This is a genomic window from Micromonospora sediminimaris, from assembly GCF_016863575.1.
GTDB classification, from domain to species: Bacteria; Actinomycetota; Actinomycetes; order Mycobacteriales; family Micromonosporaceae; genus Micromonospora; species Micromonospora sediminimaris.
Window position 1 is genome coordinate 1 of sequence record NZ_BOPD01000038.1, and the last position, 12,791, is coordinate 12,791.

Consider the following 12,791-nt stretch of genomic DNA (forward strand, 5'->3'; position numbering starts at 1 on the left):
TAGGTCCAAAAGGGACCACAACGCGTTAGCGATCTTGACGCCGTCGCCGGCTTCGACCGCGTATCGGTCGGGGTAGGCGGATACCTGGACAGTCTGGCAGACCTGACCGATCGGGGCGGTCTTCCAGGAGCCGTTCGGGAATGAGCTCAGCATCTTGTTGAGGAACGCATTTGTCGCCCATGTCGGGTCGAGCCGTTGCGCGCGACTGCCCCACGACGCACGCTGCTGGAACAGGCCCAGGCTGTCATGGTCGACCTCGATGTTGATGTTCTGGATGCTCGTCTCGACGATCGTGGTGGTGATGGCGATCGCCGCGGCGCGCACCTCCAGGCCCCGATCCCGTACGGCCTTTGTCACCATGCGCGCGCACGACACCCGATAGGCGGTCATGTATCCGCGCATCTTCGCCTGCAGCTGACTGTTCAACTGAGCGGCGAGTGCGGCGTCGGCAGAGGTCGGGCCGCTCGGGTCGCAGGGTGAGGTGGGATAGGCAAGAGCCACGGATTCGGGGCTTTCGTCCGACGGGGCGGCCACTGCTGGTGCCTGGGCGCTCAGCGCGAGTGCGATGACCGTGACCGCGATGCCTGCCCGCCTCGGGCAGAAGAGCTGTCTCACAGGGATCTCCAGGTGAGTAAAAGGATTGACAACGACCATTCATCCGTCGGGCCCGGCAACACGATCAGCGGGTGAGCATCGGCAGCAGGGAGCACGTCCCCTTGAGGTAGTGCCTGCTGGCGATGCGGCTGACCCGGCGACGTGATCTCACCGCTGTCCTGGATGGAACGTCCGCAGCCCAATCCTGACCGGCGGCACGGGGATAGATCAACGATCACGTGATTAGCTTCTGCGGCCTATTGATAGCGTTCCGGCTATGGTGCGACATGTTCCGGAGCGAGGGCGCCTGGAGCCGAGCCTGCGTCAGATGCGACTGTTTCTCATTCTCGCCGAGGAGCTTCACTTCGGTCGGGCTGCTCAGCGGGCCTTTCTCGCGCAACCCACGCTCAGCCAGCAGATCCGGGCGCTGGAGGATCGGCTCGGCGTCGACCTGGTGCAGCGCTCCTCCCGCCAGATCGACCTCACCGATGCGGGCCGCGCCCTGGTGCCGGAGGCCCGCCGCCTCGTTGCGGCGATGACCGACCTCCAGGCGGTCGCCGCTGTGCATGCCCGGCGGTTCCAGGGCAGCCTGAGGATCGGTGCCATCGGTGGGGAGGCTTTCATGCCCTACGTCATCGACATCCTCGCCGAGTTGGCCGCCCGGCACCCGGGCATCGACGTCGAGATCCGCTCGGTCAACTTCGTCGAACAGGTCTACGCGTTGCCACGCGGAGAGATCGACGCCGCGTTCCTGCGCCCGCCGCTGCCGTCCGGTTTCCGGAGCATGCACCTGTCGAGCGAGCCGCGAATCGCCTGCCTTCCCGCCGATGATCCACTGGTGGGCAGGGCACCGCTGGCGCTCGCCGATCTCTGCGACCACCTGATGGTCGATGTTCCCGTTCCCGAGTTGCGCGAATGGTGGGACTTCTGGACGGTCAACCCTCGTCCGGACGGCAGAGCGGTCCGCTACGGGCCTGTCGCTGGTGACATGGACGCGTTGCTGTCGGCTGTCGCCCGTGGCCAGGCCATCGCCTTTCTGCCTGCCGAGGCCCGTCGGGACTACTCCCGGCGCGGCGTCGCCTACGTCGACGTCGTCGATCTTGCGCCCTCCACCGCGGCCCTGGCGTGGCTTCCCGATTCCGATCATCCTCTGTTGGCCGCGCTGTTGCAGGCGGCGCGTGCGGTGTTGCAGCGCAGGACCTACGGGCTCGACAACCCGAAGCCGCACGCCGATGGCTCGGCCGGTCCCCAACCCTGATCTGAGCGGGTCCGGGTCGAGGTCTTCGGGCCTCACGACGCGACCGCCCAGCGCCGTGATGGGCCAGCGTTTGGTTGCCTATCATGGCGGGGGATGGGCGTTGGCTGCTCCGCGATCGACATCCGTCGCCCATCCTGAGATGGGGTTGCCCGCGGGGCGGCCCGGGGACTCGACCCGGAGGCGGCCGCACCATGAGGTACATCCCTGGCCTACTGCCAATGATCAAAGACCGCACTCGGGGTATGTCCGTATAACGGCCCACCCATGATTTACGGGGATTGACAGGCCCGGATCCAGGCCGGTAATGTGTGCCGCACCGCGAATGCAAATGCGCATGTGCACTGTCTCTGTACGCGCCACGATGGACCGCGTCCAACATGTGGATAACTATTGACGGATCGCCGTCACGTCGACATAGGATTCGCTGGACACATTTCTACGTCCACTTGATGGTGGATTCTGCTGGTCAGCAGAGAGGTCGGGGCACGTTGGGGTCGCCCCGCCGGAGTGAACCTAATGTTCATCCGGAATTCTCGCCGTCCGTGAATGGGGCTGCGGCGAGTCCTTTCTGAACGCCGCGGTGGTGGCGTCTCGTTCGTTTCGTGTCACGGGGGAAGTATCGGATGCCGTCCGAGTATGCGGTGGCAATTGTCGGTCTGGGATCGAGAGGATGCAGCGTCTTCGAGCGTATCGTCGCGCTCGCCCGGCTCGGGGTGCCCGGTGCGCCCACCCGAGTGGAGATCATCGACCCGCTCTCCGGCGGCCAGGGACTGCATGGCACCGACCAGCCGGATTACCTGCTGCTCAATACGCTCTGCGGTGAGATCTCCATGTATCCCGACGAGGAGTCGGTCGGGTCGTACTGCGGGCCGGTCGGCCCGGATCTGCACAGCTGGGTGACCGATCGCGGCCTCCGGCTGGCCGAGGACGGGCACACTCTCGGGCCTGCCGGCCGTCCGGTCCGGCCCACCGATTTCCTTCCCCGACGCGTCCTCGGCGAATACCTGCGCTGGTTCTTCGAGCAGGTACGCGGTGGCGTTCCCGATGGTATGCGGGTGACGGTGCACCGTTCGGCCGCCGTCGACCTCGACTCCGACCAGCGCGGTGGTGTGACAATCACCTTGGCGGACGGCTCCCACGTCCGCACCGACTACGCGTTCCTGACGATCGGACACACGGGCAACGAGCCGCCGCCGGAGGGTGCCGGGGACGCCGGGGCGGACCGTCGGATCACCGATCCGTACCCGCTGCCCCGGCGGCTCGACGTGATCGGCGCGGGGGAGACCGTCGCCGTCGCCGGCTTCGGACTGTCGGCCATGGACGTCATCGCGAGCCTCACGGTCGGACGCGGCGGGAGGTTCGAGCGGCAGGGCGGCGCGCTGCGGTACCGGCCGAGCGGCGCCGAACCACGAATACTGCTGTACTCCCGGTCCGGCGTGCCCTTCCGGGCCCGGCCGGACCGGGCGGAAATCGCCACCGCCTTCCCGCCGATCGCGCTCACCCGGGCCGCGGTACGCCGACTGCGCGACGCCGGGCCGATCGACTTCGACCGCGCGATCCTGCCGCTACTGATGATCGAGATGCGGGTCGCGTACCACAGGTGCCGCACCCTGCTCCGGGACGGGCCGGACGCGCAGGAGCAGTTGGCCGCCGGTCTGGCCGAAGCTGCGGGTGACGGCAAGCTGGTCGCCGCGGTGGACTCGCTCGACCGGTTGCACGGTGGGATAGACCCCGCCGAACTCTGGGACGGGTCAGCGGCCGTGCGCATGGAGGACAGCGACAGCTACCAGCGTTGGCTGCTGGCCACCATCCGGGCTGACCTCGACGAGGCCGACCGGGGGGTGCTGGGCAGTCCGGTCAAGGCCGCCCTGGAGGCGATCCGCGACGTCCGGGACTTCCTACGCGACGCGGTCGCGGCCCAGGGGCTCGCCCCGGGCTCCCGGGAGCATTTCTTCGGGCAGGTGGTGCCCCTGATGAACCGCGCCGTCGTCGGCCCACAGAAGGATCGCCACCACGAGTTGGTCACCCTGGCGGAGGCCGGCCTGATCCGGTTCCCGCTGGGGCCCGCGCCGCGCGCCGCCTTCAACCCCGGCGCCGGTCGCTGGGAGCTGACCTCCACCCGCCTGGCCATGGTGCACCGCGAACACGCGGACTGGCTCTGCGCCGGCAGTTCCCCCTGGCCCACCGTGCACTCCTCGGCCAGCCCGCTGGTGCGCTCGTTGTACCGGCGAGGACGCCTCCGGCGGCACGCGCCCGGCAGCGCCGCGGTACACGCCGCCGACGTGGACGCGAACCTGCATCCGGTGGGTGAGGACGGCAGCGATCCGCGGCTCTGGTTGATCGGGCCGCTGTGTGAGGGCCCCACCTTCTACAACCACCTGATCCCCACCCCGGGATACTCCCGCGCTTTCGTCGACGCGCACCGCTGCGTCGCGGAGATGTTCCACAAGCAGAAAGGACCGCAGTCATGAGTACCCTGGCCGAGGCCGACGAGGCTGCCAAGCACCAGTGGAACGAGGCGTATCAGCTCGACGGGCACCCCAACCTCTGGGGTGATCCGCCGGTGCCGTACGTGGTGAACGCCGCGAAGCTCTTCGCCGACCACGACGCGATGGTCGTGCTGGACCTCCCCTGTGGCGACGGACGGAACCTGTCTCCGTTGGCGCAGGCTGCGACGGTGGTGATCGGTGGCGACACCTCCGTCAACGCGATGGGCCTCGCCCGTCGGGTGATCGCCAAGGCGAACGCGGACAATGTCGTCCTCCGCGCGGTGGACGTCTTCGCCACCGGTCTGCCCGACGACGCCGTGGACGGCATCTTCTGCTGGGATCTGCTGGGTCACCTCACCGAGCCGGTCAAGGCGCTTCAGGAGCTGTACCGGATCTGCCGGCCCGGTGGTCACATCGTCGCGAACATGTGGACCATGAACGACTGCCAGGTCACCGACCCCGGCATGGTCGAGACCGGGCCCAAGGAGTACCTCGACCACGCCGGCTTCTACTGCAAGTTCTACGACCGGGACGATCTGGCGGCTTATCTGGAGGCCGGCGGCGTCAGCGAGGAGGTCGCCGGGGTGGAACTGCTGCGCTGGACGGAGCCGCCGCATGCCGGCTACCGGCCCTGGTTCCACGAGCACGAGAGCCTCGCCTTCACCATTCGGAAGCGGACCAGGCGGTGACGGGTCGCTAGCGGGTCGGCGCCGCCCTTGCCGGCGGCGACCGGCCGCGCATTCTTCATCCCACCGAAATTGACACCACCAACGGGGACTCGATGTATCTGCGGAAGGTAACGGGCTTCGGGACAGCCAACGGCACGTTCGGGGAACTGCTGCAGGGGGTCCTGCCGGAGGACGAGCGCCACTTCCTGGTGACCCTCCCGATAGCCGGCTGGGCGCACGCGGCATTCCACTATCTTCCGGACCGGCCGGAGGTCGAGGTGCGGCCGGCGCACAAGACCAAGGCCCGCCGGCTGGCGATGCGCCTGCTGCGGACGTACGGGATATCCGGCGGCGGCGTGGTGGAACTCGGTGGCGCGTTGCCGGAGGGCAAGGGCCTGGCCAGTTCCTCGGCGGACCTGGTCGCCACCGCCCGGGCGATCGCCGATGCCATCGGCATCTCTCTGGACGCCGCGGCGATCGAGGGTTTCCTGCGTGATGTGGAGCCCTCCGACGGGGTGATGTATCCGGGCATCGTCAGCTACCACCATCGAGAGGTACGGCTGCGGGAGAAGCTCGGCTTCCTGCCGCCGCTGACCATCGTGGCGCACGACCTCGGCGGCATGGTCGACACGATCCGGTTCAACCGGTCGACCGTCCTCCCCCCGATGCGGGTCCGCCACGAGTACCGCGCGCTGCTGGCCGAGATGGCCACCGCCGTGCGGGCCGGTGACCTGATCACGGTCGGCCGGATCGCCACCCGCAGCGCCGAGTTGCACGTGCACCGGCATCCCCGTGCTGACTTCGCGCAGCTGCGTCAGGTGTGTCGTGAGCTCGGCGGCCTGGGGTTGGCGATCGCGCACAGCGGGACCTACCTCGGTATCCTGCTCGGCGAACATCGAGAGGGCGAGGAGCGGACCGCCGCCGCCCTCGCCCGCTGCGCCGACCTGCCGGGTAAGGTGCGGGTTTTCCGAACCCTCGGCGCCGCCGACTATCCGACCGGGCCCGCCACTGCCGGGCCCGCGAGCCGGTGCGGTGAAGGGCTGACCGAGCTGCGCGAGCAGGTACGTGAAGGGACGCCGACGTGAGTACGACAGACACGATCGCGGATCGGAGTTGGTCGCGGGCGCGTACCGCTGTCCTCCGCGACGCGGTCGGGGTGGGCGTGGCCGTCGGTGCGCTCGGGCTCTCCTTCGGCGCACTGTCGGTACTGGCCGGCTTCTCCGTCGCACAGACCTCAGCGCTGTCGCTGCTGATGTTCTCCGGCGCGTCGCAGTTCGCCGTGATCGGGGTGATGGGCGCCGGCGGTGGCGCGCTGACCGGCGCGGCCACCGCCACCCTGCTGGGGGTGCGCAACAGCCTCTACGGCCTGAACCTCGCGTCGCTGCTGCGGCTTCACGGGGCGCGGCGCCTGGTCGGCGCGCACCTGGTGCTCGACGAGAGTTCGGCGATGGCGACGGCCCGCAGCGACCCGCGCGAGGCGCGTCTGGCGTTCTGGGCCACCGGGATCTCCGTTTTCGTCCTCTGGAACATCGCCACGCTGGCCGGTGCGCTCGGCGCACACGTGCTGCCCGACCCGGAAGCACTCGGGCTCGACGTGGCCGCACCGGCCGCGTTCGTCGCCCTGCTGCTGCCGCGACTGCGCGGCCGACGGCTGTGGGCACTCGCCGTCGCCGCTGCGGTCATCGCGCTGATCATGGTGCCGCTGTTGCCGGCCGGGATACCGGTGCTGGTGGCCGGGCTGACCGCCATCGTCGCGGCGTTTACTGCTCGCCGGGCGGGTGACCGCTGATGTGGACGGCGGTCCTGCTGGGCACCCTCGGGGTGTACCTGCTCAAGCTCGTCGGGCTCTGCGTACCCAAGTCGGTGTTGGAGCAGCCGCAGGTGCAGGAGGCGTCGGCGTTGCTTCCGGTGGCGCTGCTGGCCGCCCTGGTCGCGGTGCAGACCTTCGCCACCGGCCACGATCTGGTGCTCGACGCGCGCGCCGCCGGCTTCGCCGTCGCCTTGGTGGCGGCGTTGCTGCGGGCACCGTTCCTGCTGGTTGTCGCCCTCGGCGCCGGTACCGCCGCCATGCTGCGTCTGATCACTTAGCGCCACCGGGGTGTTTGTCCTCGATGTCCACTGCACGAATAATCGTGGTGCAGATGACCACACGAGCGCTGAAGGGGGACGGAGTGGCGAGCCGTCGAGGGTCGCCCTCCCCATCAACCTATGGGTATTGATCACCACGGCCGGACCCAACGGCTGGACTGGGCAGACGTCACACTTCGCGAATGGGACTGCACGGTCCTGTGGTCGGATCCGGCGGATCCCGACCAGGGCATCGTGCTGGACCGGTCCGCGTTCTACCCTGGCGGTGGCGGTCAGCCGCCGGACCACGGCGTGCTGATCTGGCAGGGTGTGCAGACGCGGATCGTCGGCACCCGCAAGGGCGACGACCTCTACCTGTTGCCCGCGCCGGGGGACCCGGTGCCCCCGGTCGGCACCACGGTGACCGGTGCGATCGACGACGACCGCCGTAGCTCGCTGATGCGTACGCACTCGGGCCTGCACGTGCTCTGTGGCACCGTCTTCCGCGACTTCAACGTGCTGGTGACCGGCAGCAACATGGAGCCCGGCGAGGCCCGGATGGACTTCAACCTGCCGGAGATCCCGCCGGGCTTCAAACAGAGCCTGGAGGATGCGGTGAACGCCGAGATCGCCGCGGACCGCAAGATCGTGGTGCGGATGCTCTCCCGGGAAGAGGCGAACGCAACGCCCGACCTGGTACGGACCCAGTTCAAGGCACCGCCGGAGCTGCCCGAGGTGCGGGTGGTGGACATTGTCGGGCTCGATGTGCAGGCCGACGGGGGCACTCACGTGGCGTCGACCGGTCAGATCGGCCGGGTGACCGTCACCAAGGTCGAGAGCAAGGGTCGGCAGAACCGGCGGGTCCGGATCAAACTGAGTTCCTGACCTGCGGGGCTGGGCCGGTGTCGTCACCACCGGCCCGGCCGCACACCGGTCAGCGGGCGTCGGGCAGTTCGCGCCGCAGGATCGCGGGCCACTGCTGCGGGTCGTCGCCGAGGTAGCCGTGGATCCAGTGCAGCCAGCGGTCCATGCCGAAGCCGACACACGCCGACGACGCCGTCGCTCCGGTGGCTTCGGTCATCGCGAAGCCCTGACCGAAGTGCTGCTGGTGCAGGTTGACCGAGCTGACCGCGACCGCGGCTCCGCTGCCCGCCATCCGTCCGCACACCTCCTGCTTGAGATCCCAGGTGCTCTGGTAGCTGGCGAGGTCGGCACGGCTGTCGGTGAAGAACGGGTCGTTGGCCGAGCCGATCCGTGCCGGCAGCCCCAGTTCCCGGACCACCTCGGTGAGATCGGTGAGTGCCCGGTCGCGGAACCGGCGGGCACCGGCCCGGTCACCCACGTAGATCACCTCGCGCATGTCGAAGGACCAGAGCCGGGTGACCTCGTCCGTGGTGCCGGCCTCGTACCGACCGCACGACTGACGGGCGGTGGCGATCAGCGGCTCGGTGAGCCGGGTGCCGCTGAGCGCGGCGAACAGGTGCAGGCACACGGTCGGCGCCACGGCCACCGGCGCCTCCCGCAGCTCGGCACGGCGGTCGGCGGCGGTGCGGGCCCGGGCGAAGCGGTCCAGCGCCGGCAGGTCGGAGGCCACCACCGCGCAGGTGGTCAGGTGCTGCGGGAAGGTGCGGGCGTAACCGGCCCGCTCGATGGTCTCCCAGGCGACCAGGTGGGGGACCAGGTACTCGTCGGCACCCCAGCCCCGGGCCAGGCGGAGAAACAGCCCGTCCAGGGCGCGGACGAGCCGGGCCGGGCCTGGACCGTGCACGGCCAGGCCGGGCCCGACGGCGACGCGATCCGGGCGGCCCTCGGCGCCGGTGACCGGCGCCACGTCGGCGGACCAGGAGTCGTACACGATCCGGGCCTGCCGGTCCGGCACGACGCGGGCCCGCTCCAGGGCCTCGGTCAGTCGCTGACCGATCTTCTCTGCCGCGTTGTCGTCGACGTGGTAGACCACTGTGAGCTGGTCGGCGTGATCACATTCCCATGACCATGCCTCGTCCAGGCAGTAGGGGAGCAGATCGTCGAAACACCGCCGGCCGTCCGGCGTGAGGCGGACGTCGGCCTGCCACACCCTCGGTGCCGGCGTCACGATCGGGGCGCTCAACGTCGACTCCGGGGCCGGCAGTCCAGGCGCAGGCCGCTGGCGGCGCGGAAGCCCCGCCCGCGTACCGGCGGGACGGGACCGAGCGGGTGCACCTCGGCCACCCGCTCGACCAACGCCTCCAGCACGACTTCCAGCTCGGTCTGGGCGAGACCCATGCCGAGGCAGACGTGCCGGCCGGCGCCGAAGGCGAGAGACGGTCGGTCCCGGCGGGTGTGATCGAACCGGTGCGGGTCCGGATAGATTGCCGGGTCCCGGTTGGCGGCGGCCAGGCAGACCTGGACCGGAGTGGCCCGTGGAATCGGTACGCCGGCCAACTCGACGTCGGCAGCCGCGAACCGCAGCGTCACGTGCAGTGGTGGCTCGTGCCGCAGCGTCTCGGCGACGACCGCCGGGATCAGCGTCGGGTCGGCGGCGACCCCCGCGTACAGCGCGGGATCCGCGGCCAGCCGGGCGAACAGATTGCTGATCGCCGCTGCGGTCGTCTCGGTGCCCGCGGCCAGCAGCAGGATCGCGTTGTTGACGACGTCCGCCTCCGTCAGCACCTCGTCGGCGGCGAGGACGGCAAGGATGCCTCCGTCATCCGTGCCGGCGGCGATCCGGCTGCGGAAGTACGCGGCGAGTTCCCGCCGCCGCTGCACCACTGCCGCCAGCGGAACCGGCGCGTGGTCGACGTATTCGACGAGCGGCCGCATGGCCTCGTGCAGCCACTCGGCGTCCCCGTCGGGCAGCCCCATGAAGCGGCACACGACCCGCATCGGCAACGCGGTGGCCAGCCGGTCGGCCAGGTCCGGGCGGGCGTCGGCCAGCAGGTCGTCAAGCATCGCCGCGGCCAGTGGAGCGATGATGTCGCGGGCGAACGCGGCCACCTTCCGGGGGCGCAGGACCCCGGCCGTGGCCGCCCGAGCCCGGGTGTGCGCCGATCCTTCCTGGTCGAGCATGGACGGCCCGAAGGCCCGTCGGCTGGTGCGGAACGGGTGGTAGACGGTGAAGTCCGGCGAGGTGACGACCCGGCGGACCAGGTCGTACCCGACCACGAAGTACGACTCCAGGGCGGGGACGTACGACACGGGTTGGTGCTCGCGGTGCCAGTCGTACAGCGGCCAGGGGTTGGTCTGGAAGACCGGGTCGGCGAAGTTCAGCTCACCGGCCGGCCCGGCGGTCAGATCGACCGTCGGCATGGAACCCTCCTCAGGGTGTGAAGCCCAGGTCGCCGGTGCCGTCCAGGAAGTCGTCCAGGTGGGTCAGGTCGGCGAGGGTCTTTCCGTCGTGCTGCATGGCCTTCTTCAGTGCCTCCTCGCGGTCGCGAAGGACCGCGCCCGCGGCGAACACCGCGCCGACGCGGTCGGCGGGGAGCAGCAGGAAGCCGTCCGGGTCACCGAACAGCCAGTCGCCGGGGCGAACCGCGGTGCCGGCCACCTCGACGGTCTGCGGCAGGTCGATGGCGCGCTGACTGGTGGTGCGCGCCGACACGAACGTCACCTGCGTGGAGAAGACCGGCACGTCGATGACGGCGAGGTCGGTCAGGTCGCGTACGGCGCCGTCGACCACGATCCCGCCGAGCCGTTGCACCGCCGCGGAGGTGAGGAAGATGTCGCCGACGATCGCCTCGGAGCGCGTGACGGTGTTGTGAATGAACAGCACGTGCCCGGGCGGTGTCTGTGCCAGTGCCTGCAACGCCGGGAGCATGTCGTCGGTCGTGGCCACCGGGAAGACCGGCCCGCAGACGCGTGGCCGGCCGTTGCGCGGCACCGCCGGCAGGTGCAGCGGCACCACGAACTCGGGCGCGGCGTCCGCGAGCTGGGCGCAGCCGACGGTCGCGAAGCGACGGCGGATCCGGTTGATGTGTTCCTCGTCGGTGGGCCGCTGCTCGGTGACGGTCATACCCGTTCTTCCGTTCCGGCGACGACGTCGTACAGGCCGCGGAGGGTGTAGAAGGTCTCCAGCTCGTGGTCGGCGAGATCGACCGCCACGCCGGTGGTCTCCTCGACGAAGACGATCATCCGGATCATCGAGAAGGAGTTGACCAGCCCGAGGTCGAACAGGTTGTCGTCCGGGTCTATGTCGGCGGGCGGGGCGGTGGTGCCCGCCTCGGACGCGGTTCGGGTCAGGAACCCGACAACCTCACGGTAGAACTGCTCTCGCTCCATCTGCTGCCTCCCGGTCATCCGTTGAGTACGTTCCACAGCGTGTCCACGCCGCCGCGCAGTTGATCAGCCGGCACCGTCAGCGGCGGTGCGATCCGGATCCGTTCGCCGTGCCGGCCACCGGCGAACACCAGGACGCCCGCCTCGAAGGCGGCGGCCACCACCGCACGGCTGGTCCGTGCGGTCGGCCGGAAGGACAGCGCCGGACCGGTGACGTGCACCTCGTCGGCGAGCCCGGCGGCGGTGAGGCGGTCGGCCAGATCCCGCAGCGGACGCTCGACGGTGGCAGCCATCGCGGCGACGTCGTTGCTGTCGAGGTAGGCCGCGACCGCGACCGCCGCGGCCGGGCCCATGGTCCCGGTCTGGAAGGTGTGCGCGAGGTAGACGGCGGCAGCGTCCCGCTCCAGGTGTTGTTTGTAGACCACGGCGGAGAGCGGGTACATCCCGTTGGTCAGTGACTTGCTGAACAACACCACGTCCGGGTCGAGGCCGGCGACGGCGGACGGGCTGAAGGGCCCGTGCCGGTGGAAGCCGCACTGGATCTCGTCGGCGATCAGCAGCACCCCGGCGGAGCGGGCCGACTCGGAGAGCTGGCGCAGCCAGTCCACGTCGAGCGGCACGTAACCGTTGGCGCCCTGCACCGGTTCGTAGATGACGCAGGAGACGTCGGTCCAGTCGTCGGGGACCTCGCCGGGAGTGAGGTGCCCGACCTCGGTGTTGAGCAGCTCGACGAATCCGGTGTCCTGAAGGGAGAACTCCCGCTGGACGGTGGTGACGGCGGCTGCGTCGACGCCCAGGCCGTGGAAGGCGCCGCGTACGCCCAGCACCCGGCCGGGCCGGTGCCGGCGGGCCAGGGCCAACGCGGTGGAGACCGCGAAACTGCCGCCGATCTGGAACAGAACCCGCCGGTCGGCGGTGCCACCGAGTCGGCGGCACAGCCAACGAGCGATCAGTTCGGCGTCGGCGGTCTGGAAGGGAGCGGCGAGGTCCGACGGTCGTCGCAGCGCCTCCACGATGGCCGGATTGCGATGGCCGAAGTTGACCGCGGCGAACGCGGACATGAAGTCGGTGCAGGACCGTATCCGCCCGGCCGGGTCGGCCAACCGTAACGTCGCGTTCTCGGCGTCGACGAGGAGATACCGGCCTGGTAGGACGCCGCCTTCGTCGAGGCGGCTGAGGTACGAGGTGGTCTCACGGTCCAGTACGGCGTTGCTCACAGGCTCAAACTCCTCGGAGAGGTCCCGGGACGCAGGCGCACGCGGCGACGCGTGGATGCCGGCGACGCTGAAGCGCAGCAACCGGCGGACGGCTCAGCGGCTGGACCCCAACGGTCCGCAACTGGGCAGGGCACGTTTGCCGGCTGAGGTCGACGCAGAGCTTGGGCCGCACCTGTCGCCGGCGCGGATTGCGCGCCTGGCCGGTGCGAGGAGATGACCGCCCGTTATGAACGCGAAGTCGTGGTGT

Annotated in this window: 12 protein-coding genes and 1 pseudogene; 7 read left to right on the top strand and 6 right to left on the bottom strand. The window is 69.9% G+C overall.

Annotated elements, in window-relative coordinates; all coding sequences use genetic code 11:
* A pseudogene (locus Vse01_RS25110) lies at window positions 1-615 on the bottom strand (hypothetical protein); the annotation flags it as partial.
* 307 nt (window positions 616-922) lie between these two features.
* On the opposite strand from Vse01_RS25110, the gene Vse01_RS25115 reads away from it, so the two are divergent.
* The 7 genes from Vse01_RS25115 to Vse01_RS25145 all read left to right on the top strand — a co-directional run bounded on the left by Vse01_RS25115 (window position 923) and on the right by Vse01_RS25145 (window position 7,961).
* A complete protein-coding gene (locus Vse01_RS25115; protein ID WP_198413240.1) occupies window positions 923-1,852 on the top strand; it encodes a LysR family transcriptional regulator in 930 nt (309 codons plus the stop codon).
* 623 nt (window positions 1,853-2,475) lie between these two features.
* On the top strand, window positions 2,476-4,323 hold the full coding sequence (locus Vse01_RS25120; protein WP_093409039.1) for an FAD/NAD(P)-binding protein: 1,848 nt from the start codon (window positions 2,476-2,478) through the stop codon (window positions 4,321-4,323).
* Complete coding sequence (locus tag Vse01_RS25125) at window positions 4,320-5,030, top strand: class I SAM-dependent methyltransferase (protein WP_093409037.1); 711 nt, start codon at window positions 4,320-4,322, stop codon at window positions 5,028-5,030. The genes Vse01_RS25120 and Vse01_RS25125 overlap by 4 nt, the downstream gene beginning before the upstream one ends.
* 92 nt (window positions 5,031-5,122) lie before the next feature.
* Window positions 5,123-6,094, top strand: a complete 972-nt coding sequence (locus tag Vse01_RS25130) for a GHMP family kinase ATP-binding protein (RefSeq protein WP_093409034.1) — start codon at window positions 5,123-5,125, stop codon at window positions 6,092-6,094.
* On the top strand, window positions 6,091-6,798 hold the full coding sequence (locus Vse01_RS25135) for an AzlC family ABC transporter permease (RefSeq protein ID WP_093409032.1): 708 nt from the start codon (window positions 6,091-6,093) through the stop codon (window positions 6,796-6,798). The genes Vse01_RS25130 and Vse01_RS25135 overlap by 4 nt, the downstream gene beginning before the upstream one ends.
* The gene (locus tag Vse01_RS25140; protein ID WP_093409029.1) at window positions 6,798-7,097 is read left to right on the top strand and encodes an AzlD domain-containing protein; all 300 of its coding nucleotides are present in this window, start codon (window positions 6,798-6,800) and stop codon (window positions 7,095-7,097) included. The genes Vse01_RS25135 and Vse01_RS25140 overlap by 1 nt, the downstream gene beginning before the upstream one ends.
* Window positions 7,098-7,217: 120 nt before the next feature.
* Window positions 7,218-7,961 carry an alanyl-tRNA editing protein gene (locus Vse01_RS25145; protein ID WP_093409027.1) on the top strand — a complete coding sequence of 248 codons (744 nt, stop codon included), beginning with the start codon at window positions 7,218-7,220 and terminating at the stop codon, window positions 7,959-7,961.
* Window positions 7,962-8,010: 49 nt separating this feature from the next.
* On the opposite strand, the gene Vse01_RS25150 is transcribed toward Vse01_RS25145, so the two are convergent.
* Genes Vse01_RS25150 through Vse01_RS25170 form a run of 5 tightly spaced genes read right to left on the bottom strand, consistent with a single transcriptional unit; the run spans window position 8,011 to window position 12,544 of the window.
* Window positions 8,011-9,183, bottom strand: coding sequence for a class-II aminoacyl-tRNA synthetase family protein (locus Vse01_RS25150; RefSeq protein WP_139233224.1), 1,173 nt, complete (start codon window positions 9,181-9,183; stop codon window positions 8,011-8,013).
* A complete protein-coding gene (locus tag Vse01_RS25155; protein ID WP_093409022.1) occupies window positions 9,180-10,361 on the bottom strand; it encodes a cytochrome P450 in 1,182 nt (393 codons plus the stop codon). The genes Vse01_RS25150 and Vse01_RS25155 overlap by 4 nt, the downstream gene beginning before the upstream one ends.
* Window positions 10,362-10,371: 10 nt before the next feature.
* A complete protein-coding gene (locus Vse01_RS25160; protein WP_093409019.1) occupies window positions 10,372-11,064 on the bottom strand; it encodes an RraA family protein in 693 nt (230 codons plus the stop codon).
* Window positions 11,061-11,330 carry an acyl carrier protein gene (locus tag Vse01_RS25165; RefSeq protein WP_170863578.1) on the bottom strand — a complete coding sequence of 90 codons (270 nt, stop codon included), beginning with the start codon at window positions 11,328-11,330 and terminating at the stop codon, window positions 11,061-11,063. Before Vse01_RS25165 ends, Vse01_RS25160 begins: the two co-directional genes overlap by 4 nt.
* A gap of 14 nt (window positions 11,331-11,344) precedes the next feature.
* Window positions 11,345-12,544 carry an aminotransferase class III-fold pyridoxal phosphate-dependent enzyme gene (locus tag Vse01_RS25170; RefSeq protein WP_139233223.1) on the bottom strand — a complete coding sequence of 400 codons (1,200 nt, stop codon included), beginning with the start codon at window positions 12,542-12,544 and terminating at the stop codon, window positions 11,345-11,347.
* Window positions 12,545-12,791: the final 247 nt, after the last annotated feature.

Coding starts and splice junctions, on each gene's coding strand:
- Vse01_RS25130 (WP_093409034.1), top strand. CDS start 5,123: ATGTATCTGCGGAAGGTAACGGGCTTCGGGACAGCCAACGGCACGTTC.
- Vse01_RS25140 (WP_093409029.1), top strand. CDS start 6,798: ATGTGGACGGCGGTCCTGCTGGGCACCCTCGGGGTGTACCTGCTCAAG.
- Vse01_RS25115 (WP_198413240.1), top strand. CDS start 923: ATGCGACTGTTTCTCATTCTCGCCGAGGAGCTTCACTTCGGTCGGGCT.
- Vse01_RS25155 (WP_093409022.1), bottom strand. CDS start 10,361: ATGCCGACGGTCGATCTGACCGCCGGGCCGGCCGGTGAGCTGAACTTC.
- Vse01_RS25125 (WP_093409037.1), top strand. CDS start 4,320: ATGAGTACCCTGGCCGAGGCCGACGAGGCTGCCAAGCACCAGTGGAAC.
- Vse01_RS25160 (WP_093409019.1), bottom strand. CDS start 11,064: ATGACCGTCACCGAGCAGCGGCCCACCGACGAGGAACACATCAACCGG.
- Vse01_RS25145 (WP_093409027.1), top strand. CDS start 7,218: ATGGGTATTGATCACCACGGCCGGACCCAACGGCTGGACTGGGCAGAC.
- Vse01_RS25120 (WP_093409039.1), top strand. CDS start 2,476: ATGCCGTCCGAGTATGCGGTGGCAATTGTCGGTCTGGGATCGAGAGGA.
- Vse01_RS25165 (WP_170863578.1), bottom strand. CDS start 11,330: ATGGAGCGAGAGCAGTTCTACCGTGAGGTTGTCGGGTTCCTGACCCGA.